General features: G+C 45.4%; 16 protein-coding genes. 8 read left to right on the top strand and 8 right to left on the bottom strand.

Features of this window, described 5'->3' with window-relative positions; translation table 11 throughout:
• Window positions 1-29 precede the first annotated feature (29 nt).
• Both AC6I8U_RS20140 and AC6I8U_RS20135 read right to left on the bottom strand, forming a co-directional pair.
• Entirely contained in the window at window positions 30-269 is a 240-nt protein-coding gene (locus AC6I8U_RS20140) for a hypothetical protein (protein WP_498019468.1), read from the bottom strand.
• 48 nt (window positions 270-317) lie between these two features.
• Entirely contained in the window at window positions 318-1,946 is a 1,629-nt protein-coding gene (locus AC6I8U_RS20135; RefSeq protein WP_498019467.1) for a methyl-accepting chemotaxis protein, read from the bottom strand.
• A 972-nt stretch (window positions 1,947-2,918) separates the two neighbouring features.
• Between AC6I8U_RS20135 and AC6I8U_RS20130 the strand changes: the two genes are divergently transcribed.
• Both AC6I8U_RS20130 and AC6I8U_RS20125 read left to right on the top strand, forming a co-directional pair.
• Entirely contained in the window at window positions 2,919-4,703 is a 1,785-nt protein-coding gene (locus AC6I8U_RS20130) for a sodium:solute symporter family protein (protein ID WP_234497425.1), read from the top strand.
• A gap of 82 nt (window positions 4,704-4,785) precedes the next feature.
• The gene (locus AC6I8U_RS20125) at window positions 4,786-6,417 is read left to right on the top strand and encodes a polysaccharide lyase 6 family protein (protein WP_498019466.1); all 1,632 of its coding nucleotides are present in this window, start codon (window positions 4,786-4,788) and stop codon (window positions 6,415-6,417) included.
• Window positions 6,418-6,485: 68 nt separating this feature from the next.
• Here AC6I8U_RS20125 and AC6I8U_RS20120 read toward each other — a convergent pair whose 3' ends face one another.
• From AC6I8U_RS20120 to AC6I8U_RS20110, 3 genes are all read right to left on the bottom strand, one after another.
• Window positions 6,486-9,272 carry a hybrid sensor histidine kinase/response regulator gene (locus AC6I8U_RS20120; protein ID WP_498019465.1) on the bottom strand — a complete coding sequence of 929 codons (2,787 nt, stop codon included), beginning with the start codon at window positions 9,270-9,272 and terminating at the stop codon, window positions 6,486-6,488.
• 97 nt (window positions 9,273-9,369) lie between these two features.
• Entirely contained in the window at window positions 9,370-10,275 is a 906-nt protein-coding gene (locus AC6I8U_RS20115) for a sensor domain-containing diguanylate cyclase (protein WP_498019464.1), read from the bottom strand.
• A 174-nt stretch (window positions 10,276-10,449) separates the two neighbouring features.
• Window positions 10,450-10,845, bottom strand: a complete 396-nt coding sequence (locus tag AC6I8U_RS20110) for a MaoP family protein (protein WP_498019463.1) — start codon at window positions 10,843-10,845, stop codon at window positions 10,450-10,452.
• Between the two features lie 245 nt (window positions 10,846-11,090).
• Between AC6I8U_RS20110 and AC6I8U_RS20105 the strand changes: the two genes are divergently transcribed.
• Both AC6I8U_RS20105 and AC6I8U_RS20100 read left to right on the top strand, forming a co-directional pair.
• Complete coding sequence (locus AC6I8U_RS20105) at window positions 11,091-12,470, top strand: DNA-3-methyladenine glycosylase 2 family protein (RefSeq protein ID WP_498019609.1); 1,380 nt, start codon at window positions 11,091-11,093, stop codon at window positions 12,468-12,470.
• On the top strand, window positions 12,470-12,946 hold the full coding sequence (locus AC6I8U_RS20100) for a methylated-DNA--[protein]-cysteine S-methyltransferase (protein WP_498019462.1): 477 nt from the start codon (window positions 12,470-12,472) through the stop codon (window positions 12,944-12,946). The genes AC6I8U_RS20105 and AC6I8U_RS20100 overlap by 1 nt, the downstream gene beginning before the upstream one ends.
• Window positions 12,947-13,387: 441 nt before the next feature.
• On the opposite strand, the gene AC6I8U_RS20095 is transcribed toward AC6I8U_RS20100, so the two are convergent.
• A complete protein-coding gene (locus tag AC6I8U_RS20095) occupies window positions 13,388-14,935 on the bottom strand; it encodes a DUF3612 domain-containing protein (protein WP_234497415.1) in 1,548 nt (515 codons plus the stop codon).
• A 156-nt stretch (window positions 14,936-15,091) separates the two neighbouring features.
• On the opposite strand from AC6I8U_RS20095, the gene AC6I8U_RS20090 reads away from it, so the two are divergent.
• Complete coding sequence (locus AC6I8U_RS20090; protein ID WP_042474638.1) at window positions 15,092-15,664, top strand: aldolase/citrate lyase/malate synthase family protein; 573 nt, start codon at window positions 15,092-15,094, stop codon at window positions 15,662-15,664.
• 154 nt (window positions 15,665-15,818) lie between these two features.
• The gene (locus AC6I8U_RS20085) at window positions 15,819-18,701 is read left to right on the top strand and encodes an HD domain-containing phosphohydrolase (RefSeq protein ID WP_498019461.1); all 2,883 of its coding nucleotides are present in this window, start codon (window positions 15,819-15,821) and stop codon (window positions 18,699-18,701) included.
• Between the two features lie 34 nt (window positions 18,702-18,735).
• Here AC6I8U_RS20085 and AC6I8U_RS20080 read toward each other — a convergent pair whose 3' ends face one another.
• Window positions 18,736-19,758 (bottom strand): GGDEF domain-containing protein, encoded by a 1,023-nt coding sequence (locus AC6I8U_RS20080; protein WP_498019460.1) that lies wholly within the window; start codon window positions 19,756-19,758, stop codon window positions 18,736-18,738.
• A gap of 209 nt (window positions 19,759-19,967) precedes the next feature.
• Window positions 19,968-21,218, bottom strand: a complete 1,251-nt coding sequence (locus AC6I8U_RS20075) for an NADH:ubiquinone reductase (Na(+)-transporting) subunit B (RefSeq protein ID WP_498019459.1) — start codon at window positions 21,216-21,218, stop codon at window positions 19,968-19,970.
• A 140-nt stretch (window positions 21,219-21,358) separates the two neighbouring features.
• Between AC6I8U_RS20075 and AC6I8U_RS20070 the strand changes: the two genes are divergently transcribed.
• Window positions 21,359-22,705, top strand: coding sequence for a DASH family cryptochrome (locus tag AC6I8U_RS20070; protein ID WP_498019458.1), 1,347 nt, complete (start codon window positions 21,359-21,361; stop codon window positions 22,703-22,705).
• A 45-nt stretch (window positions 22,706-22,750) separates the two neighbouring features.
• Window positions 22,751-24,301 carry a cryptochrome/photolyase family protein gene (locus AC6I8U_RS20065; RefSeq protein WP_498019457.1) on the top strand — a complete coding sequence of 517 codons (1,551 nt, stop codon included), beginning with the start codon at window positions 22,751-22,753 and terminating at the stop codon, window positions 24,299-24,301.
• Window positions 24,302-24,305 lie beyond the last annotated feature (4 nt).

Genomic DNA, 24,305 nt, shown 5'->3' with positions numbered 1-24,305 from the left:
TTGTTCTAGGGGCAATGTAGAGAGCGCTATTAGACTTTGAAGCGTCCTACTAGCTCTACGACATTGCTGTTAAGTGCAATCACCTCTTGAGACTCTCCAACTTGCTTGTCGCTGAGCTGATTGAGCTCGTTGACGATGTCGTTGATTCGGTGAATGTTACGATTCACGCTTTGAATCACTGTGTTTTGCTCACTGGAGGAGGTGGAGATTTCGTCGTTAAAGCGGCTGATGGTCTCGATTTGCTGATCGAGAGTTTCTAGCATTTCCATCGACTGGTCGACTTGCTGACGTGTTCCTTCACAGTTGTGTTTGGTTTGCTAGATCGACTGAACCAAGCTGTCTGATTGCTCTTGAAGTTTAGTCAGTGCCGCTTCTATCTCTGAAGTGCTGACTTGAGTTCGGTTAGCGAGTGCGCGAACCTCATCTGCAACGACAGCAAATCCTCGACCATGTTCTCCGGCACGTGCCGCTTCGATAGAAGCATTGAGTGCCAACAGGTTGGTTTGTTCAGCGATCCCACCAATCACATTGACGATAGATTGGATACTCTGTGTTTCAAGGGCCATCTGAGAAATATCACTAGAGGTTGCCGTGATTTGCTGTTCCAAATCGGCAATGTGCTGCTGAGTGGAGGTGTTGATGACTTTGGTCTCGTTGCTCAGGCCAGACGCTGTTTGTGCGGCATCTGCTGCACTTCGCGAGTGTTTTTCTACTTCAACCGATGAGTGAGATAGCTCATCAATGGCAGTGACTATCTGAGTTGTCTCATTAGTATGAGTATCGAGTGTTGTGTGGGTATCTTGGCAGCTAGACTCGATGAGTTGCGTTTTTGTGCCCAAATCTCGGGTCGAGGTTTGCACTTCTTTAAGCATGGACTGCAATCCGTCGATAAATCGGTTGATGCCCTCAGCAATTTTGCCCAGGTCATCGCTTGAACGGACTTCAAGCCTTTGTGTTAGATCGCCGTTCCCTTTGGCGAGATCTTCAATGATCGCCTTGAGTGATACGATAGGTTGATAGAGTTTATTCAGTACCAGTACGACGATTGCCAGATCTGCCAGTAGCGCCACAATAATAATCATCATCGATTTTTGGCTAGCGCTATCAAGTTCGGAAAGCGCCAAGGACTTGTCTAGAGCGACCACCATCTGCCATGTGGTCTGTTTGCCAAGCTCAATTGGCTTCGAAATTGCCAGTAAATCTTGACCTGCCAGTTTGAGTTCAGAAAACTGCTCTGGCTGGCGGATGATACTCGTAACGTCGGCCGCAATAACTGAATCTTGAACGCGGCGCTGAGGTTCTACACCCTCTAACGTCGAGGCGATAACCATACCTTTATCATCAATAACAAAAGCCGTCGCATTACTGATAGTTTCGAGCTCTGTGAGCTTTTGCTGAACATCGTTGAATCGGATATCTGCCATGATGACACCATTACCCAATGAGTACATGACCCCGATCATTGGGGTCTGGTCGCTCTTGGTAAAGAACACGTCACTTAAAGACAAGCCACTCTGTCTCTTCGCATCTTGATACCAGGGGCGCTCAGTTGGATTGTACTTGCTCTTGATACCGACACCATCAGGAAATGACTCTGAGGGACGTGACGTAAAAGAGGAGCCGTCGTCAAACCCAATCACCATTTTGTCGATACCACCAAAACGATAGGCCATATGCATCAACTTTTCGCTAGGAATGCCTTGGTTATTGTTGGTTTGATACTCTTTAGCGACGGCGTTGACAGTATCAATGGTTCTTTGCACCGTGTTTTCAAGTTCGTTTACTTCTATGGTGAGCGAGTGGTCGATGTCCGACAATATCCGCTGATTGACCTGCTCGCTGAGCATAGAGTGGGAGAAGTAGCTGGTGGCTAAAAGCGAGATAGCTGTTGTGGTGGTCAGGGCTAATATGAGTTTGGACTTAAAGCCCATGTTGAATCTGTCCATCGCAGAATAATACTCCGTGTTCCATTTATTCTGATCGCAGCAGACCGGGCTCGCTCAAAGCTTCTGTTCGCTCAAGGCTTTGGTTTGCTCAGAGCTTAGGTCTGCTGAAAGGGTTGTTACTATGAGACGTCCCGCCTGACATTCCATCGAGAAGGGTCATGCAGAACGAACATTTAGCGACTGTTATGTAATACAATAAAGGTACGATAAATGTACTGTTTGGTTCTGTGACCCAACTCATAACTAAAATAATTCTCAGAGTTATAACGATGTTTTGAACAGTAATTTGAGCTTAATTGCTCTACAAAACAGTGATTTATGAAGGTTTTTTGGTATGTCATGTCATTTTTTCAGCTATCTGAATAATATGAATGTTCCCAAAACTTGATCTATGTCTCATTAATCTTATTTGTAATACATTAAGATTAATAGTGTTCGAGAGCACAGTGTGTCTCAAGAATCTGTTGAGTCGCAAAAAGCGGCTTAACGCCCCCATTATCTCGTTCGACCCCAAGCGAAAGAGGTAATTACCAAACCTACTTGATAAGAACTAGAGCATTGTCGATTGAGCAATGTTCACTTACCCCCGGAGTTGAAGTGGGCGTCACCCCCTTTAACTATGGATCTCCTAATGTCGTTTTAACCCTCGCATTATTACAGGTGGTGCGAGGGTCTTTTTTTTATGTAAGACAATATACTCCCTCAATTCTTCCTCTATATCTGTTAGCACTTTGATTTCGTCTTGCCAATAACCTACTTAAAATCCTATATAATGAGAAAAATTAGCAAGTTAAGATAATGTTGTGTGATATAGATCTCATTAAGGTTAAAAATATGAAGCGGATCATAAGTAATACAAAATGGCTGTAACAATTAACGATCCAGCTCACGCAATAATTATATTGTACTACAAAATGAAGTTGGCGAGGGTATAGTGCAGATAACCCCAATAACTCATCAAAAGGTTTCAAGATGGATCTCAATACTACCATTGTTGGCATCTACTTCCTGTTTCTAATCGCAATAGGATGGATGTTTAGAACATTTACAAGCACAACCAGTGACTACTTCCGCGGGGGCGGCAGTATGCTTTGGTGGATGGTTGGTGCTACGGCGTTTATGACGCAGTTTAGTGCGTGGACATTTACCGGTGCTGCAGGTAAAGCTTATGCTGACGGTTTCGCCGTTGCAGTCATCTTCCTAGCGAACGCATTCGGCTACCTTATGAACTACCTTTACTTCGCGCCGAAGTTCCGTCAGCTACGTGTGGTAACTGTTATCGAAGCAATTCGTATGCGCTTTGGTAAGTTCAACGAGCAAGTGTTTACTTGGTCTGGCATGCCAAACAGCGTGATTTCTGCGGGTATCTGGCTAAATGGTCTAGCGATCATTGCATCCGGTATCTTTGGCTTCGACATGACAACGACGATTGTTTTGACAGGTCTTGTTGTACTTGTGATGTCAGTAACAGGCGGCTCTTGGGCGGTAATCGCATCTGACTTCATGCAGATGGTTATCATCATGGCGGTAACCGTAACTTGTGCTGTCGTTGCTATCGTTCAAGGTGGTGGTGTTGGTGAAATCATCAATAACTTCCCAACTCAAGAAGGCGCGTCTTTTGTATCCGGTAACAACCTGAACTACCTAAGCATCTTCGGTATCTGGGCATTCTTTATCTTCTTCAAGCAGTTCTCTATTACCAACAACATGCTGAACTCTTACCGTTACCTTGCAGCGAAAGACTCAAAGAACGCGAAGAAAGCAGCACTTCTAGCTTGTATCCTGATGACTATGGGCCCACTAATTTGGTTCATGCCTTCTTGGTTCATCGCTGGTCAAGGTGTTGATCTTGCTGCTCACTACCCAGACGCAGGTTCTAAGGCGGGCGATTTTGCTTACCTATACTTCGTACAAGAATTTATGCCAGCGGGTATGGTTGGTCTACTAATCGCAGCGATGTTCGCGGCAACGATGTCTTCTATGGACTCTGGTCTAAACCGTAACTCGGGCATCTTCGTTAAGAACTTCTACGAGCCAATCGTACGTCCTAACGCGACAGAGAAAGAACTCGTTATTGTTTCTAAGCTAACGTCTACCTTCTTTGGTATTGCGATTATCCTAGTTGCACTATTTATCAACTCGCTTAAAGGTCTAAGCCTATTCGACACCATGATGTATGTAGGCGCGCTAATTGGCTTCCCAATGACCATTCCAGCATTCTGTGGCTTCTTCATCAAGAAGACTCCAGACTGGGCAGGTTGGGGCACACTAGTGGTTGGTGCGGTTGTTTCTTACTACGTAGGTTTTGTTATCAACGCAGAAATGGTTGCTAACTGGTTCAACCTAGAGCCGCTAACAGGTCGTGAATGGTCTGACTTGAAAGTTGCTATCGGTCTGATTGGCCACCTAGTGTTCACAGCAGGTTTCTTCTGCCTAACAACACTGTTCTACAAGCCACTATCTGAAGAGCGTCAGCAAGATGTAGACAAGTTCTTCAATAACCTAGCAACACCTCTAGTAGCTGAGTCTACAGAGCAGAAGAAGCTAGATAACAAACAGCGTCGCATGCTTGGTTCTCTAATTGCTTGTGCGGGTGTTGGTGTGATGGCGATGTTCCTTCTACCTAATCCACTATGGGGACGCATGATCTTCGTACTGTGTGGTGTGATTGTACTTGCTGTTGGTCTTCTACTTGTAAAAGCAGTCGATGAGTCTGTTGAGCAAGAAGATGCAGAAGCAGTAACGAACAACGCGTAATCATATTTACTTTAAATTAAGCGGCCACTTTGGCCGCTTTTTCGCCCTCTATTCCTGTTCCATTGAGATAGATATATTCGTTATGAAAAAGAAAGCTATTGCGCTGTCCCTAACAGCAATTTTCTCGTCTGCAGTCCTGGTTGGCTGTGGTGCAAACTCAAATACCGACGCTCAATCGCAAGAAGCTTCTGTTGCAGCTGAAACCGTTGCATTTAATGAAGTGACGCGCGATTACCTACTTTCAAGTGACCGTTTGGTCAAAGTAGATGGTGCAGAGCTTAGCGAAGTGTCTGCTGAGCAAGTTGAAGCACTTAAAGCTCAGATTGAAAATGCCAAAGATGGTGAAATCATCACCATCGCTGACGGTAAGTACCGCAACCTTGGTCACATGCTAGTAAAAGCAAACGGTGTGACAATCAAGCCAGAGACAGAAGGCAAGGTGTGGCTGACCGGTTTAGTTCAGTTTGAACTGACGGGTAATGATATTACGCTTGATAGCCTTGTGTTTACTGAAGGTGGTCCTGCAGAGCGTTTTGGTGGCGTTCGCATGATGGGTAATGGCAATACACTGCAAAACTCGACCTTCTACTACTTTAACCACGATTATGCATACGAGCCTGATGAGCGTCGCTCTGAGTATCCGAAGTACCTGTGGGTTTCTCTATGGGGTAAAGATGGCAAGGTGATCAACAACCGTTTCGAAGGTAAGCAAAAGCGCGGCACACTAATCGGTGTTCAAAAAGATGAGACACCTGACAACCACCTGATTGCGAACAACATCTTTGTTGATCAGAAGCAAAACCAGTTTAATGAGCTAGCGATCAAAGAAGCGGTTCGTTACAACGGTAACAGCTGGGAAGCGATTCGAATTGGTGATTCAAAGGCATCTCAATGGGATTCAAGCTCTAAGTTTATCAACAACCTACTTGTAGATATGGATGGTGAGCGTGAGCTTATCTCGATCAAATCTGGTGATAACGAGATTTCAGGCAATACTATCTTTGAAAGTGCTGCACTAATCTCTTTGCGTCACGGCAAAGGCAATAAGGTTGAGAGCAATATCATCCTAGGTAACGAGAAGCTACTAACGGGTGGTATTCGTATCTATGATGAAGACCATGTGATTCGCAACAACTACATCGCTAACACTCGTGGTCGTGATGGCTTGATCGAAGGTAATGCTGACCTACGCGGTGCTGTTGTGATTAATACGGGTATCATCGATGTTAAAAATGGTGAACAGCTAGACCAGTCTGTGAAGGGCAAAGAGCTTAACAAGCAATGGACGCCTAAAAACATCGATATTGAAAACAATACGTTTGTCGATACAGAGTGGGGCATGGTTTACGGTAACCAAACTCACCGCGTCAGTCTGTTTAACAACGACGAAGTTGAAAATATCTTTGCTGGTTTGGATATCAACTTCAAAAACAATGTTGTTGATAACTCAAAGAATCCTGAGTTCGTAAGCGTACGTGCTACAGAAGACTTCCCACTTGTGAATGCGACCTACGAGAATGAGTTCTACACTCAAACGTTAGTGGGTGAAGACCAGCTAAGCAGCTATTCACTCGAACTACCAGAAATGACGGTAACTAACGGCTTTAACCAGTATCAAGGCGCGGGTGCAGATACAGAGAAGCTGGAGCTTGTGACGGCAGATACCGCTGGACCTAGCTATGAGTTAGTAAACAGCAAAAAGCTAATCGACTAGTGGACAAAAAGCTTAGTTGTTGAGCTTACCCCCAATAGTTGGACACCAATTATTGGGGGATTTTTATGTCATGCCGACTGACGTGGTTCTGTTAACCACTTTTCCAACGTCGTTAGTAGTACTTTGGAGTTGATAGGCTTGGCCACATAGTCATTCATTCCTGAATCCAAGCATCGTTCGCGATCTCCCTGCATTGCATTGGCTGTCATCGCAATAATGGTTATGTTGGGGTCGATAACCTTGGAACTAGGTTGACGAATTCGTTGCGTTGCCTCAAATCCGTCCATAACAGGCATTTGACAATCCATGAATACCAAGTCGTATGTGCGCTCTCGTAGATGCTCAATTGCTTGTTGCCCGTTTTCCGCCACATCAACCTTAACCTTAAACTTAGATAGCAGCGACTTCACAACGACCTGATTCGTTTTCATATCATCGACGACTAAAACATGAGCCTGAAATTTTGGGGCTTTTGTAGGCGAGTGCTTTGTGATGAAAAGCATACTCTGGTCAGTATCATCTCTTAATGCTGCGACTTGTGATAGAACATCAAACAATTCTGCTTGTTGTGTTGGTTTGGTTAGGTAGGCACTAAAGCCGTTGTCTTTGACTAGTTTGATGTCGCCACGCTGAACGACTGATGAAAGCATGACAAGGCGAGTACCTTTGAGTTTCTGGGCAGCTTTAATACGTCGAGCCAACTCGACTCCGTTCATTCGAGGCATCTCGTAATCGAGGATTGCAATCGAGAAAGGGCAGGCAGATTCTGTTGCTTCTATCAGTTTATCTAATGCTTCAGTTGCAGAATGAGCGGTGTTGAACTCTATCGACCAGTTGCTGAGAAGTTGACTGAGTAGCTCTAGGTTTACTGGGTTGTCATCGACGATAAGCACCTTCTGTTTTTGTAGTTCGCTTTTTGGTGCAAAGTGCACATCTTTTTCTTCGAGGTGAGGAAGAAGTAGCTCAAACCAAAAGGTCGATCCTTTTCCCTCTTCGCTCTTAACACCGATGCTTCCGTTCATCAACTCAACGAGTTTTTTACTGATAGATAAACCAAGTCCCGTGCCACCGTACTTTCGCGTTGTCGAGCTGTCTGCCTGGGTAAATTTATCAAACAGCTTATCCTGGTGTGCTTTAGCAATGCCGATCCCTGAATCGACAACGGAAAACTTTATAGAGTCTGTACTATCATCTAGTGGAGTGACCTCGACATAAACGGCGATCTGGCCTTGCTCAGTAAACTTGATGGCATTGCCGATAAGATTGACGAGTATTTGCCTAATTCTTCCTGGGTCACCGATGTGCCACTGAGATAAGATGGGGTTAGCTGGACAAATAAGCTCGAGATCCTTTTGTGAAGCAGTGAGGTAGAGATTGGTACCAACATCCTCGACCATATCGACTAGATTAAATTCCAGCTCCTCAAGGTCGATTCTTCCAGCTTCAAACTTTGAGAAATCTAAGATATCGTTGATGATTCCGAGGAGGGATTCTGCACTGTCTTTGGCTGTTCTTGTAAGTTTGAATTGTTGGTCGGTGAGCTCGGTATCGAGTAATAAATCAGTCATACCTATCACGCCGTTCATTGGGGTACGGATCTCGTGGCTCATGGTAGACAGAAACTCACTTTTAGCTCGTGCAGCCGACTTCGCTTCTTCTGTCGCTAATCGTAATTTCTCATTGTGTTCGAGCATCTGCTGTTCTTTTATCGCCAACGAATTTGCCATCGTGACGAAGCCATCGCTTAGCCGGCTGATTTCGTCAGTTTGATTGGCGGCTTTTTTAGGTAATGAGATAGCGTAGTTTCCGCGCTCAACATGTTTAGTGGCATCAAGTAGTGCACCCAATCGCTTTACCAATTGCCGAGACATGACAAGTAGCATTACCAAGAACATAACCGCAATTGTGATTCCGATGCTGCCAACGAGTAGATTTCGATTTGTCTCTCTTACGGTTTGTGTCGCCTTATCGAATAACCGCTTATTTTGTCGTTCAAGGAGTGACTTGATGCGCTCGATACGTTGTGTAGCAAGGGAAAACCAGTATTCGGATGAAATGCTTAGCAACTCGTCAGTCAATTGCCCTTCTGCGACAAGTTCGGACTCAATTTGAGATATTTCATCATTGATTGGCCAATTCGTGATGGGAAGGTAAAGGGATTCGGGGGCTCGTTGTTTGAGAAGTCGAAGATTCCATTCAAAGCTACGAATAAAGAAACCAATATCAATCAGCTTGTCATTGGAAATGGTCGTTTGCTTTGCGGCGAATACGCCATTTAGTGCGCCGCGAGACTGTCCGGCTCGCTCTTTAAGCCAGAGCAAATGCATATGATGGGCTAGATCATCGACAAGATCAGGAGACTCTATGGTTCGAATGATACCGTCGTAGAGTGTGAGAGCTTGTTCAATTAAACCAGAATAGTGCTTAAACGAATATTCTCCAATATCATGATCTATCAGCTCTCTGACCATTGTGGAGTGTTCGATAGCCATTGCGAGGAGCTGCTTTTGTTCACTGAAAGCCACTTCAATCTCTGGATATTGAACGGCAAGTTTTCGCCAATGCTGACTAGCTTTGTCTGCTTCTATGCGTGCAATGTTCAGTCTTTGCTTAGCTGTTTCGACATGGCTAGACTTAAAGCCTTCGGAAAGACCTTGCTCTACGGCAAAACGGTGTGCGATGTTATCGAGTGACTGTGCGATACGAAGTAGCTCGATGGTTCTTACAGCCTGCGAGTTTCTTGCTGCGAGGTCTGTGAGCACTAGCCCCCCCAGAGTTAGCACGACAATGAGCAATCCTGCAACAATAAGTGATGTCTTGGCTTGGAGTGTTAAACTGCGCAGTGCGGTTAGCATGAAGCAATAATCCTCGAATTGGTCTCCATTCGAGAATTATAGGAAAATACTTGAATACTTCTGCTTAGATTGACGTTTTTCGTTGTGAAGAGCGCTTTTATTCGTCTAACTCTAAGTTTACTACTTGGTTACGACCTTTGACTTTGGCTTGATATAACGCGGTATCCACCCGAGAGAACACGCTGGTATCCTCATCGCTTTCCACTGTGTTAGTGAGACCAAAACTCGCTGTGACATGAATCTGTTGGCCCTCAAAAAGAAATGGTTCACTGTCAATCGCCTCTCGCAGTCGCTCTGCAATCGCCATTACGGCCTCACGATCTAATCTAGGAAGCAGTACGGCAAATTCCTCTCCACCGACTCGAGCAAATGTATCTTCTGGGCGGATGATAGCATTGACTCGTTTAGCTATTTGTTTCAACACTAAGTCACCAGCTAGGTGGCCGTGGGTATCGTTGACGTTTTTAAAGTAATCAATGTCGAAAAGAATCAACGAGCTTGGCGATTTACTGGCTAAGTTTGACTTCAAGGTGTCAAAAAAGAAACGCCGATTGGCGATATGAGTCAGTGAGTCTGTCTCGCTTTGCCGTCGCAGCCTTTTTTCGAGATGGTATCGAGTGGATATATTTCGGGTTAACCAGCACACTACCCTTCGTCCATTTCTCGTAAAAGAGAGGGGAGAGATCTTACCTTCGAACCTAAGCGTTCTTGATGGACCTGACGCCTCATCCAGCCCGTCAACATCGGAGGCACCTAAATCGTACTCGACAGTGATAACTTCATTATGATCGAGCGCGAAAACGATCTGACTGATAAACCAGTCAGCTTTGTCCTTAGGAAGTACCTCATGCAATGACCGTCCGACTAACACAGAGCCATCGTGATATGACTGAGAGTCGGTGCCCCCTAGAATATCGACGTAGTCGCCATCTTCACTGAGAATGAAAACGGGGTCGGGAAGGCAAGAGAGAACTTGGTATACCTCTTCCAGTGTTGTGGGCATGGCTTTCCTTGTATTGTTAATCCTGTTAGTTAAAAGATTAGACTGATACAACGGCGAGTGATACGGCAACTATGAAAACGAGAGGCTTGAACTGGCAAAAATGAGCTCTTACTCTAATTTTTGCAGTAACTTTATAAGTTTAGGAAGGCAGTACGTATCCATACTGCCCTGATATTAATCATCTGACGTTGAGTCGTCATCAACAATATCGTCTCCAATATCGTCATTGTCGTCATAGTCAATGTTAGCGTCAGCGGGTTCTACCGCTGCTTTTTTACCATTCAGCGTATGAAACTTTTTCCTGTCTCTTGCGAGGTGGATATACTTGACCCACGTCTTTTCTAGCTTATTTTCCGCTTGTTTTTCATCGGATAGAACCTGTAAAAAGTGACGTTCTTCGTCAGTTTCTGGAGAGAGTTCTCCCAGTTCTAACAAGTTCATTGTGTCCCCGAAGCGAATCAGGATCTCCTCTTCAGCAATGGTAAAGTCTCCGGATTTTGCAAATCCACGTCGAAATCGTTTGTTGTCGTAGAACGGTTTCTTCCCAAGACGAAAATCTACATTTTGCATAGTCACCCTCATAAAATGACGTTTATCATCGAACTCTGCCACAGTATAGACAGAGCTTTGTCTATTGGTTAAATTTTAATCGATGAAAAATTTAAGTGTCTGTTAGGACGTTACTTTTACTTGTTAATTTGAAGGTTAAATGACCAATCCGTGAAGGTTTTCTTGCATCATTTGGTTCCGAAAATGGCTAGTTTATAGAGTTACTTGGTTTACACTGTTGGCACCAATAGAAAATAAGGATATGTATTTTGGTGTTGAATCGAGCCTCGATGACCAATGAGCAGTATCAAAGTGCAAGACTCTCTAGAGATTCACGATTTGATGGTGTCTTCTTTGTTGCGGTCAAAACCACAGGCATTTTCTGTCGCCCAATCTGCCCGGCAAATCCACCAAAAGAGCAAAATGTGGAATACTTCACGAACGCTCATATGGCACTCGAAGCCGGTTATAGGCCTTGTTTGAGGTGTCGCCCTGAGAGCGCGCCAAACTCTTGGGCCTGGCTAGGCGCTGAGACAAGTTTTCGACGCGCATTAACCTTGATAGAGCAAGGTGCATTGAACCAATCAAGCTGCGAGGAACTTAGCGATAGGCTTGGTATTAGTAGCCGCTATCTCCGCCAGCTCTTTAAAACACATCTGGGTGTTTCTCCGAAAAAATATGCACAATATCATCATCTTATGTTCGCCAAGCAATTATTGCATCATAGTATGTTATCGATCTCTGACATCGGTTTTGCCTGTGGCTTCAATAGTACTAGGCGGTTTAATGATGCCTTTAAGAAGACGCTGAATCTCACACCCTCTCAGCTTCGTCGTCATGGCTTGGACAAAGAAGCGCGAAACGTTGTTTATTTGGCGTATAGAGGCGCTTATGACTGGCAATCACTGCTCAGCTTTTATCAGAAAAGAGCCATTAATGGCATAGAGATAGTGACTGATACAAGTTATGAGCGATATGTGGAGATCAGCGGCAGTTTGGCGTGGTTCAAGATTTTCGCGGATCATGAGGGCAAGCAAACCGTCAAGATTGAATTTGAAATGGAGGATGTCACTAAACTGTCAACTCTCCTTACGACAATCAGACGGGTGTTTGACCTCGATACCGACATCACCGCGGTTGAGTCACATCTGAATGGCATCAATCACGAGTTAATCGTTCACTCTGGATTGAGACTACCTGGAGTATGGTCAACATGGGAAGCGGGTGTTCGTGCGGTACTCGGGCAGCAAGTTTCGGTAAAAGCGGCAATTGGTCAGTTAAACCTGCTTAGTGAGTCGCTTGATTATCGTGTGTCTGGTCAATTGGTTTTTCCAACACCCGGCGTAGTGTCGAACGCAGATTTGACCTTTTTACGTATGCCGCAAAGCCGTAAAGATACACTGGCACGCTTAGCAAGCCACCTTCGAGAACACTGTGATGATTCACCGAATAACTGGTTAGCGCTCAAGGGAATTGGTCCATGGACCGTTAACTACGCACTGATGCGAGGGCAATCAGAGCCGGACTTATTCTTGAGCTCTGATCTGATTGTTAAAAAATACCTAAAAACTAATGAATTGATGAGTGAGGAAGGCGTTTCCCCTTGGGGAAGTTATGCCACCCTACATTGTTGGAGCCACTATTAATGAACTACTACACCATACTAGAAAGCGACTTGGGCCCTATTACCATTCAGGCAAGCGACGAAGGGCTATTAGGTATCTGGTTTGAACAACATACGACTTTGCCAAATGAACTGGGTCACTATCTGCCTGAGCATCCAGTTTTATCTGATGCGGCAACGCAATTGACGGAGTATCTCTCGGGGACACGCCAGCAGTTTTCATTGCCATTAGCAGCGAAAGGGACAGAATTTCAAAGCAAGGTGTGGGAAGTGCTGTGTAGTATCCCGTACGGGGAGTCGATCAGCTATCAAGAGCTTGCCAATCGAGTGGGGAACCCAAAGGCGGTAAGAGCTGTCGGAACGGCAAATGGGAGAAATCCAATTTCTATTGTCGTACCTTGCCATCGAGTGATTGGCAAGGATGGCAAATTAACGGGCTATGCTGGTGGCGTAGAACGAAAACTAAAGTTACTAGAATTGGAGTCATCTAGCTCTTGACAGCAATGTGCCTATCATTTGGTTGTCTTATGGTGAAGCCGAATTAGATATATCTATATAGTTAACATATGAAACAAGTACAACTTTGAAAGTGCGTAATTTGTCATTAATTTCAGTATGGGAATGGCTGCAATTGCAATTTGCATCTAATTTTGCAAATTGCAAAATTAATAAGAACGCTATTTCCCTGAAAGTGGTCTATATTTGACCGAATTCAATGAAATTGTACGTTTTAAAAGTTGGCACGCATACTGCATTAATTGAAGCGACCCTTTTTAAGCCGAGGGTCACCTAGCCAACTGACGTTGTTAGTGAACCTCTATTGTTCACACTTGTATATAGCCAGTCACACAATTTGTGGCTGGCTTTTTTTCTTTTTGAACATCAAAAAGCCAGGTCGACTGTCTATCAACCTAGCTTTTTGTGAAAAGAATGACACCGTTAGAAAATATCCCCTAGTGGGCTTTCCGATTCCTCTTGGCATCCTTCATAACAACTAGGTTTACGTGGGCATACCGCTCCGCGAGAACAAATCAAACGAGCATCTCCTTCGATTCCTCTCTCAACCCAATTGATGTTGAGTATCTTGGCAACGGTTTGTAGATCTTTTTTGATACCGCGAGGAATAGCAACACTTCCTCCTCCTTCCACGCATGAGCGCTTAAGCTCGCTAGCAATTTCTAATGCATTGCCACCTTGGGCGTCGATTGCTGGGTTAAGGTCAATCCCGGCGCACAAGACTCGATTATTCCCAGCAGGATCCGTCATATTAATCGACTCGCAGCAGTAGATCCTTGGTTCATCGCCGACATTCAAGATCGAGATCTGTGCCGATGATCCATTTTGTGGCTCAGATAAGCGGCGGAACACAGCCCAGTGTTGACATGGGTCGTTAACCATCCGCATATTTCCCCACGGAAGCGGAATACCATTTCCGCGATAGACGGCTTTAAGCTTTCCTGGCCCGTAGGCATCGAAGTAGTGCCAATGCGGATAAGGTGATACAACGGTCATTCGACGCATTGCGACCGATGGTGACACACCAACACGTTTGTGCACATCGATTTCATAGCCGCTGCGGTCTAGTAACTGCCTGAAAGGTACTTTTGGGCACAGCAGTGCGCCTGCAAAGAAACTCGATTCGAAATCGCGCCATGCTTGAAGAATGTCCTGTGAGTTGAGCGCCGAAGATGACTGATTCTGGGTACTGTCATCCCAACTGTTTTGATGCCCCACACTAAGAACGCTTTTGAGTCCCTCTTCACTGTGTAAGATACGATGGCCGATATATACCGCCAGATCGTATTTAAGACGCGTTGGGTAGGCTTTCAGTATCTCGTTAAGGTAGATAGTGCCCGGTGGCTCAAAGAAAGAAGTCACAAGCTGTTTGGCATTAACACCAAGCTCATCTACTACGTCTTTGGGTGTTCGATTGACCCAGCGAACACTCAGACCCAGATCATTGGCAATATCTATCAGGTCTTCGACAGATAAGTTAAGCCTTTTCAATCCGACTTCTTCAGCCGCACGCTCCAAATCCGGAAAGTGGTTCTGCAAACTCTCTTGATGGGCTCGAATCAACAGATGTGCAAACTGTCGTCCGGTGATACCGGTTTGCGACAGCATCTCAGGGATGGCTATTTGCAGGATGTCATTCGAGAATAAAAAGCTTGGCTCCAGCGCCATACCACTAATCCCTCCACGATTTCCCTTTACGGGAGTGATCTCGTCGGGCTCGGGTTCATTATCTAAGAACCAAGCAGGATCTTTTTGGAATACCTCGGCAATGACCTCTAGCATATCGATACTTGGGACCCTTTTTCCGCGCTCGATCATGGAGAGGTATGAGACAGAAGGGGCGTACTCTGGGTTAACTCGAATACAGCGCGCGGAGAGATCTTCCATCGTTAAATGGTTACGTTTCCGTAAGTTACGGACCTTGGTTCCCAAAAAGTGGGATTGGCGGATTAGACTTTTTGACAGGGGCATTTTGTAAAATTCACATTGTAAAATTTTTGTTGTGAAATTGTAGTCAAAAACACGCTAGTCTACAAAGTATACAAATCACAAAACGCATATAAGTTTAAACAACCGTTTGGGTTTTTTACTCTAATTTGGACTTAGCAGCTGTAAGAGGGAAACACTATGAACATGCTGACATTCGATAAAACAGAACTACATAAGAACCACTCAACCTTTATCGCTGAAGCCGTGTTTGCCGTCGAAATGGTGAAAGCTGATGAACAAATGGAAAAGCAAAAAATGGCCAAGCAGCTTCTGGATACGCTGTTTCCATTAGAAAACGGTTCGCATGAAGATGTGGTGAGCTATGAGATTGATTACCGCCACGTTCAGGCTTATTTCAAGAATGGAGAGCACACAGGCCTAAAGCGTGCTAAGCATTTTGTGGCGTTTGTTGGCGACAAATGCTCACCAGAAGCGATTTTGCTTCGAGATGAAAGTGGTACGCATCTAGAGGTAACCATTGGTCGTCGAAAAGGTACCGGTAATCTTGAACTGGTTGAGATAGAAGATATCCAGCTTGAGACTTGCACTACGTTTGGTCAGTCTGAAAACTGCCACGCATCAGGTATTCGCCACTGGGTGAGCCTAGTTAAAGGTGATGGTCAAGGTCGTCCACGAGCTTGCAGTGAAGACAAAGAATACACCGCAAAAAATGGTGATGATTATAACCTCGGTTTCAGCTTCGCATTTTAATTCACGCTAGCACATTTGTTATTACCGAATTTTCCTTTGGTAGTTGCCCCGCTTAACAGTGGGGCTTTTTTTATGGAGATTGAGAATGTTTTGGTTCTCGTAATGCTTTTCCTCAGCTAGTCTTACATGGTGTTGTTTCAATGTGTTAGCTGCTATGCCGCCGAAAAAAATCAAAACGCTCCCCCTACATGTTCACATGTTCATCATGTTCGTTACCTTGGTATTACTCGTATGTGGGGTACAGATTTGGATTACTCAAACCAGTCTCAATAAAGTGCTTCTCGAGGCAAACGAGAATCTATTTGAAAGAATTGCTAGTGAGACGCGTAGCAATATGTCTTTTCACTTTGGGCCGACTTTCAGCATTGTTGATGCTTACTCTTCCGGAGAACTGACGAGAGAGACTGACCCTAATAAGCGATTTGCCTTCGCCCCAGAGTTAATGTCACTTCTTAGTGCACATAGGCATGTTCTATCATTTAAGGCTGCGTTCCCAGATGGAGAGTGGCTTGCTGTTGCTCGAGTACACAACGGGGAACTCAGAAAGCGCATGAAAGTCGACGATGTCGCTGAGTTTGCGGCGTTTAGTTATAACGTGCACACGAAAGAGCTTGTTCAAAAGAGTTATGACGCGCAACTGGTTATGTTAGACACTAAGGTGTTGAAAGACATAATCATTGATCCGCGCATAGCTAATTGGTTTAAAAGCTCATCTTACATTCAGGCACAGGTGTCTGAACCGTATTTTATGCCTATTGTTGGTCGATCTGGCATCACGATTCATCGTAAGTCGATAAATGGTGCTGCTTTTGGAGCCGACATTCTGTTAGAAGAAGTATCGCAAGTGCTGCAGGATAGTGATGAAAATCGCGATGCCTTACGTGTTATGTATGATGATGACTTTAATGTTTATGGATACAGCCGACCAGAATTGTTTAAAGTGCGCGATGCTCTGAGGTTACGAACAACACTCAAATTAAGTGATATTGATCATCCACTTATCGCGAGTACGGCTAATGTCGTGGAGTTTGGTCCTGTAGCTAAAGAGATTAACTATGATGGGGAAAGGTGGGTTGTAAAAATTGATAGAGTACGAGGTACCAGAGATCAAGTGTTTAATCTTGCGATGGCGGTAAAGTCTGAGCACCTCCTGAAGGAATCGAACCTTGTTGCTAGACGCTCCATCATAGGCTCGCTTATTGCTTTGCTTGCAGTGTTGCCTTGTATTTACCTTGCCTCGCAGTGGTTAGCGCGACCTATCCGTCAAGCGACCAAAAAAGCGAAATCTATTGAACATTTCAAGTTTAACGCGATATCACAACATCGCTCTAGAGTTACCGAGATCAAAGAGATGTCGGATTCCTTACGTTCTATGCAATCTACTATTAGACGGTTTTTATCGCTCACAAACTCCATGGCAAAAGAGGATGATTTAGAACGCTTGCTTGCTCTCGTTTGTCAAGAATCTGCAGAAGCGACGGACTCCAATAGTAGTTATTTATATCTATTGAGTACTGATGAGGCTCATCTAGAACCCAGGTTTTTGAGTATCCGTAGTCAAGGTGTGCTCGACCCTTCAAAGCAACCTGCTATCCCTCTGACAGACCCTCTTATCGAAGATGAAGTACATCAGTTCTTTCAATTGAAACAGCCGGTGTTCACTCGTTACAACGAAGTTCGTACCTACGTACCAAGAGAAAGTAAGTCGGACAATACTCTTTTTATCCCATTGGTAAATCGAAAGCAGCAAGTAATTGGCGCGCTTGGATTAGGGTTTGACGAAGCCCATGAGAATACGGTTTTACTTGAGAACAGAGAATATTTGGAAACGCTCGCAGCCTACGCTTCCGTTACGATTGAGACTCAAACAATGATTAACGACCAACGTGCATTGTTGGATTCGTTTATTCAAGTGATGGCCGGCGCTATTGATACCAAATCACCTTATACGGGGAATCACTGTCAGAAGGTGCCTGTACTGACGGAGATGCTAACTCTTGCTGCACAGCAACAAACACAAGGCAAGTATGCCGATTTTTCGCTGAGCGATGAGGAGTGGCAAGAGCTACACATGGCTGCTTGGATGCATGATTGTGGCAAGGTGACAATACCCGAGCACATTATCGATAAATCGACAAAATTGGAGACTATTTACAACCGAATCCACGAAATTCGAACACGTTTTGAAGTGCTCAAGCGGGATGAAGAACTGTCCATGTATCGTCAGCGTTTCGCTGAAGCTATCTCAGAGCAGGAGCGTCAACAGCTGCAAGACAAGCTTGAAAAACTGGATGACGAGTTTGACCTGATCGCTGAAATCAATTTAGGTTCAGAGTTTTTAGATGAGACCAAACTTAACCAACTTGAGCAAATAGCGGCGCGAACGTGGCAGACCACGATAGATAGACGCAAAGGTTTGTCTTGGGAAGAGTTAGCCCGTTTTGATAACCAAGATATTCAGGTACCAAGGACGGAACCTGTTCTTGCCGATCACCATGATCACCTCGTTCCATGGGAAAAAGAACCAAAACGAGAGTCGCGTTTTGTTCTTCAAGCTGGTGAGTACCAAAATAACCAGGGGGAGATGTATAACCTCTCAGTAAGAAAAGGGACTCTGAACAGTGAAGAGCGCTACATCATCAATAGTCATATGATCGAGACGATACGCATGCTAGAGAGCTTACCGTTCCCAAGACATATGAAGAATGTGCCGCTATTAGCCGGTAGTCATCACGAAAAAATGGATGGGACTGGGTATCCATTGGGTACAATAGCTTCTGATCTCCCGTTACCGGCCAGAGCAATGGCTATAGCGGATGTATTTGAAGCGCTGACAAGCTGCGATCGTCCTTATAAAAAGGCGAAGAAGCTGTCTGAAGCCCTGCGGATCATGAGCTTTATGGTAAGAGATAATCATCTAGATGGGGATTTGTTTGAGCTATTTCTAACATCAGGCGTGTATCTGGAATTCGCTCAACAGAACATAAACAGCTCGCAGATTGATGACATTCACATCGAAGATTATCTGGCACAGTAAGGATGTAAAAAAGACCGCTGCTAGCGGTCTTTCTTTAGAAAGGCATAACGCGGTTGCGACCGGAGCGCTTAGCGTCGTAAAGCTGTTTATCCGCACGTTCCACTAAAGAGGCATAGCTGTCACCAGCGACAAACTCGGCAACCCCAAATGAGGCAGTAATATTGCCCACCTTGTTGCCGTTTTTACGATCCTTAATAGTCATTTTTTCGATAGCTAGACGCAGGGCATCTGCCATCTGTCTAGCTACTCTAAGAGACTTATTTGGGACAATTAGCGCAAACTCTTCACCACCAAAACGATAAGCCGCAATACCACCTCGACAGGCTTGTTTTAGTCGTTGAGAAATTCCCTTAAGAATAGTATCACCAAACAAGTGACCCATTTCGTCGTTAAATTTTTTGAAGTGGTCAATGTCGAGAAGAATTAGGCTCATTGGTTGCTTAGCCTCACAAAACATCGTTAGGTCAGCATCAAATGCACCACGATTGTAAAGGGTGGTGAGACTATCAAACATGGCATTGCATTGGACTTTGGCCAATTGCGACTTTAAGCGGCTTATCTCGTCACTGGCATTCTTCAACTGCCCTTGAATAAAGTCGGTAGAGTGGCGTATTTCGCTTGCTTCATCAACAAGTTGCTTGATTAGTGGCATCACGTCATCAAGCGTTGGTGCACGTTCTGCATCTAGGCTCGACGATAAACCATCGAAGCTATTCTCGAGAGCTTTCGAAAAATCGGTGGTATCAGTCAGTGCATCGGACATGGAACTCGACATTTCCGTCACTATTGCCTCTAGATTAACCTTGAGATCTTGCAAATCGACTTCGGCTTTGTCAGCGATGTGGTTTCTGTATAGAGAAGCGGAATTGACGGGTGGCAGGACATCGTAGTCTTTTAAGATGGCGTCCATGTCTGCATTTAACTCAGGGATCGTTTGATCAACATAGGTGTACCAGAGTGCGTAATTAGCTGGCGTAGCGGGCACGTGATGTTTCACCATCAATGGTACTGCCTTTTTGAGGTTGGCAGCCGATTTTTGAAAATCGTTTTTCTTCATAGTCCGTATTTGTCCTTAACTCATTCCGATATGTGCCGCGATCTTTTTTTTGTTATTTTTTATTTGTTTATATAAGCAATTATCTAACGAGATAGGCAAATTGTCACTTTTGGAACCTCAGTTTTTGTAAATGTCCCCAGTTTTGGGTGTGATATTGCTTCAGTAACGATACATTTTAAATATATCGTTACTGAGTTCTTTGACAATGATCACCGATTGGCTTGCTTTAACCGGCGCTCTCGTCGTTTTACTATCGCCTCTTTTGCCAGATGGTCGAACAGCGGAGCAAAGAGGTTGGCAAACAGGATTGCGAGCATGATGCCTTCGGGGTAGGCGGGATTGAGCACGCGTATAAAGATGGTCATCACACCGATCAGTATTCCGTAAGCAATCTTACCTGTATCGGTAAACGCCGCAGAAACAGGGTCTGTCGCCATAAAAAAGGTGCCAAATGCCACGCCGCCAATCACAAAATGCCACCATATCGGCATTGAGAACATAGGGTTGGTGTCTGAGCCTATGGTATTGAGTAGTGTCGCGGTGACAGTGAGTCCTATCAGTACACCTAGAACAATCCGCCATGAGGCAATGCCAATGGCAATCAGGAAAATACCCGCTATCAAAATGAATAAGGTGGAGACCTCGCCCATAGAGCCCGGTAAGTTTCCGATAAAGGCGTCAGTCCAGCTTAATGCCTCTCCCGTCATGTTGTTGACCAACGCACTTTGCCCGCCTTCATACCATTGGCTCAGTGGTGTGGCGCCTGAATAGCCATCGGCAGCAACCCAAACGGCTCCCCCTGACATCTGAGCAGGATAAGCAAAATAGAGGAATGCGCGCCCCGCGAGTGCTGGATTGAGAAAGTTACGTCCTGTTCCACCAAATACTTCTTTCGCCACAACGATACCGAAGGTGATACCAAGCGCCGCTTGCCAAAGAGGAATAGTGGGGGGCAGGATGAGTGCAAACAGAATGGAGCTGACGAAGAAGCCTTCATTAACTTCATGTTTGCGGACAATGGAGAACAACACTTCCCAGAAACCCCCAACGATGAACACCGTCGCATAGACAGGTAGGAAGTAACTGGCTCCGTAGAGCATTTCTCGTCCCCAACCTGCGGTCGCTAATGCCTCAGGGCTTCCAAAGGCGAAAGACAACCGCCAGCTCGCTTCAAATAGAGTGGAGAGTTCTGCAACGGTGTAGGTCGCTGTCAACGCAGCATTGGCTTGGTGACCAATGTTGCACATGCCCCAAAACATGGCGGGGAACACAGCAAGCCACACCATGATCATAATGCGTTTAAGGTCGATGCTGTCTCGTAAATGGGTACGCCCCTTGGTCACATGACCTGGCGTATAAAAAAGGGTGGCGACAGCCTCATAGAGTGGGTAGTAGGTTTGGTATTTTCCTCCGGGCTCAAAATGTGGAGCTAAGTTATCTAAAGTTTTTTTGAGTGCCATACCTCATGCCTCCTCAGCAATAACACAGTTATTACGTGTTGGCTTCGCGATATGTCCACTCTTTGACTAAGCTAACTAGCGCAATCACTCGTATGTGAATGAAGGCAAACGCTTTATGAGTGCGGGATAGTGAGGACAATATGACGACTCGACGAGGTATTTATTGGTTTTATAACGATTTTCGACTCCACGACAATCCGTTGCTTGCGAAAGCGGCGCGGGAAGTCGACTCCCTGCATTGCGTCTATTTTCCAGAGCTAAAAAGTCAGTTTGAGCGACGCTTCTTACCCATCGAAATAAACGACGATGCAAGGCAGCATTTCGCTATGCAGTCTATCGGCGAGCTCAACCAATCTTTGAGGCAAGTTGGGCAGGTGTTGCACAAGCTTGAGGCTGATGGTCTCAGTCAAGCTCTAGATGTGGTCAATGAACTTATCAGAACCTATAGCATTACCGATTTGTTTGTTTCGCACTCCGCAAGTTGGTATCTGGATACCATATTTGAGAAATTGGAGGGGCAACATCCTAAGCTGGCCATCCATCGAGACGACACACACAGCCTCTTTAAAGAGAGCGAGCTTCCCTTTGATCTTGGAGATCTTCCTCAGAGTTTTTCAAAGTTCAGAAAGTTGATAGAAAAACAGCCCATTCCCTTACCTAGTGGAACGGTCACCACACTTCCACCTCCGGTAAACAATCGACAAGGGCTTCCAGAGGCTTATGGAAGCTTCGAGGAGGCGCTCGATCTAGGTCAAAATGTACGAGGAGGTGAGTTGGCAGGACTGTCCCATGTGCGAAGCTACTTCGAAACCGATGCTGCGCTTAGCTACAAAAAGACGCGAAATGCGCTCGATGATTGGCAAAGCTCGACTAAGTTTTCGCTTTGGCTAGCCAATGGCAATATCTCTGCGAAAGCAATAGTAAGCCAACTTCATCGTTTTGAACGACACAACGGCGCCAACGATTCAACCTACTGGATCGTGTTTGAACTGTTGTGGCGAGAGTACTTCCATTGGTATGGCAGACGACATGGTGCTCGGTTGTTTGCTTTTTCGGGCATTCAAAACAAGGCTCCCTTGACCTCATTTTACGCTCAACGTTTTCGTCAATGGGTTAATGGCACTACCCCTTTCCCGATAGTTAACGCTTGTATGCGCCAACTTAAGCAGACGGGTTACATGTCGAATCGAGGTCGTCAGCTCGTTGCAAGTTGCTTGGTACACGAGCTGTCGATTGACTGGCGCTACGGGGCAAACTATTTCCAACACACGCTTATTGACTATGACGTGGGGTCTAATTGGGGCAACTGGCAATACCTAGCCGGGGTGGGAGCCGATCCTAGAGGGCATCGAAAGTTCGACCTACAGAAACAGACTCAAATGTATGATCCTGATGGGGTTTTCATTCGTAAGTGGCAAGGAGAGGGGCTGACTATGAGTGTCGATGCCGTCGATATGGTGGACTGGCCCCTAGACACGAATGAGTAGCAGCCAATATGTAGCAGCGAATAAGTAGCAACAAGGGAGAGAGCGATGACGTATCACACCATTAGGCTTGTGTTGGGTGACCAGTTGAATGAGCGACATTCTTGGTTTTCTTCCGTGGATGATGGCGTTCTGTATCTCATCGCCGAGCTCAAGCAAGAATCTGAATACGTGACTCATCACATACAGAAACAGGTCGCGTTCTTTCTCGCAATGGAGTCGTTTGCCCGCGCTCTTACTGAGTTGGGGCACAGCGTAGAACATCTCAACCTAGATCAAAGTAGTCAGTATAAAAGCCTGTCTGACCTTATCGTGACGAAATGCCATCAGACACAAGCTTCTCGATTCGAATACCAGCGCCCTGATGATTACCGATTGCTGCAACAACTCAGAGAGCTGAAGGCGGAGAACGCACAAGTAGAGGAGGTCGATACGGAACATTTCCTTCTACCGTTTTCTGAAATTGAGGAGATGTTTCCAACCGGCAAAGCGATAGTTATGGACCATTTCTACCGCAAAATGCGTCGCCGGCACGGTATGCTGATGGCTAACGAGGACAAGCCACTTGGCGGGAAATGGAGTTATGATGCAGATAATCGTAATAAGTTGAAGGTCAACGATATCAAAGAGCTGCCCAGCCCATTGATGTTCACAAACTCAACCCAATCTACTGTCGAAAGAATCCATCGTCATGGATTGAAGTCCATTGGTGAGATTGGAGAGCATTTACTGTGGCCGATTAATCGTGAGCAATCACTTAACCTTCTTGCGCACTTTTGCAATATTTGCCTGCCTAGCTTTGGACGCTTTCAAGATTCGATGACAGGAGAGCATGACTCTATGTGGAGTCTCTATCATTGTCGACTGTCATTTTCGCTCAACAGCAAAATGCTGTCACCGATAGAAGTGTTATATGCCGTCATCGATAGCTATTCACAGTCTGACGGTGAAATTACGCTTGCACAAGTCGAAGGATTTGTTAGACAAATTCTTGGTTGGCGAGAGTACATTCGCGGTATGTACTGGAGCAATATGCCGGATTATAAGCGCAAGAATGCGCTTGATGCTCACCGGCCGCTACCAGACTTTTACTGGACCGGACAAACCAAAATGCGCTGTATGCAACACGCCATCAATCAGTCATTGGAATACGCCTATGCGCATCACATCCAACGTCTGATGGTCACGGGCAACTTCGCATTGCTGACCGAGGTTGACCCTGACCTGGTCGAAGAGTGGTATTTAGGTATTTACATCGACGCGATTGAGTGGGTAGAAATGCCGAATACTCGAGGCATGGCGCTTTACGCCGATGGTGGTTTGATCGCGACGAAACCATACTGCTCGAGCGGTGGCTACATAAACAAGATGAGTGATTACTGTGGTGGCTGCTACTACAACGTCAAAGAGCGAAAGGGAGAGCAGGCTTGTCCGTTCAACGGCTTCTACTGGCGCTTTATGCACAAGCATCGAGAGCGTCTGGGAAACAACCCAAGGATTGCGATGATTTACCGCACATGGGATCGAATGGCTCCCGAAGTACAGGACGAACACTTAACGACAGCCGAAGCCAATCTGGCGCGCATTAACGAGTTGTAGGGAG

Source organism: Vibrio sp. KUL80, from assembly GCF_059725495.1.
Note: the sequence above shows the minus strand (reverse complement) of the source record. Positions and strands in the feature narration are given on the sequence as shown.

What these genes read in the sequence shown, in the direction of transcription:
- AC6I8U_RS20140 (WP_498019468.1), bottom strand. Translation starts at nt 269, where the DNA reads ATGGAAATGCTAGAAACTCTCGATCAGCAAATCGAGACCATCAGCCGC.
- AC6I8U_RS20135 (WP_498019467.1), bottom strand. Translation starts at nt 1,946, where the DNA reads ATGGACAGATTCAACATGGGCTTTAAGTCCAAACTCATATTAGCCCTG.
- AC6I8U_RS20130 (WP_234497425.1), top strand. Translation starts at nt 2,919, where the DNA reads ATGGATCTCAATACTACCATTGTTGGCATCTACTTCCTGTTTCTAATC.
- AC6I8U_RS20125 (WP_498019466.1), top strand. Translation starts at nt 4,786, where the DNA reads ATGAAAAAGAAAGCTATTGCGCTGTCCCTAACAGCAATTTTCTCGTCT.
- AC6I8U_RS20120 (WP_498019465.1), bottom strand. Translation starts at nt 9,272, where the DNA reads ATGCTAACCGCACTGCGCAGTTTAACACTCCAAGCCAAGACATCACTT.
- AC6I8U_RS20115 (WP_498019464.1), bottom strand. Translation starts at nt 10,275, where the DNA reads ATGCCCACAACACTGGAAGAGGTATACCAAGTTCTCTCTTGCCTTCCC.
- AC6I8U_RS20110 (WP_498019463.1), bottom strand. Translation starts at nt 10,845, where the DNA reads ATGCAAAATGTAGATTTTCGTCTTGGGAAGAAACCGTTCTACGACAAC.
- AC6I8U_RS20100 (WP_498019462.1), top strand. Translation starts at nt 12,470, where the DNA reads ATGAACTACTACACCATACTAGAAAGCGACTTGGGCCCTATTACCATT.
- AC6I8U_RS20095 (WP_234497415.1), bottom strand. Translation starts at nt 14,935, where the DNA reads ATGCCCCTGTCAAAAAGTCTAATCCGCCAATCCCACTTTTTGGGAACC.
- AC6I8U_RS20090 (WP_042474638.1), top strand. Translation starts at nt 15,092, where the DNA reads ATGAACATGCTGACATTCGATAAAACAGAACTACATAAGAACCACTCA.
- AC6I8U_RS20085 (WP_498019461.1), top strand. Translation starts at nt 15,819, where the DNA reads ATGCCGCCGAAAAAAATCAAAACGCTCCCCCTACATGTTCACATGTTC.
- AC6I8U_RS20080 (WP_498019460.1), bottom strand. Translation starts at nt 19,758, where the DNA reads ATGAAGAAAAACGATTTTCAAAAATCGGCTGCCAACCTCAAAAAGGCA.
- AC6I8U_RS20075 (WP_498019459.1), bottom strand. Translation starts at nt 21,218, where the DNA reads ATGGCACTCAAAAAAACTTTAGATAACTTAGCTCCACATTTTGAGCCC.
- AC6I8U_RS20070 (WP_498019458.1), top strand. Translation starts at nt 21,359, where the DNA reads ATGACGACTCGACGAGGTATTTATTGGTTTTATAACGATTTTCGACTC.
- AC6I8U_RS20065 (WP_498019457.1), top strand. Translation starts at nt 22,751, where the DNA reads ATGACGTATCACACCATTAGGCTTGTGTTGGGTGACCAGTTGAATGAG.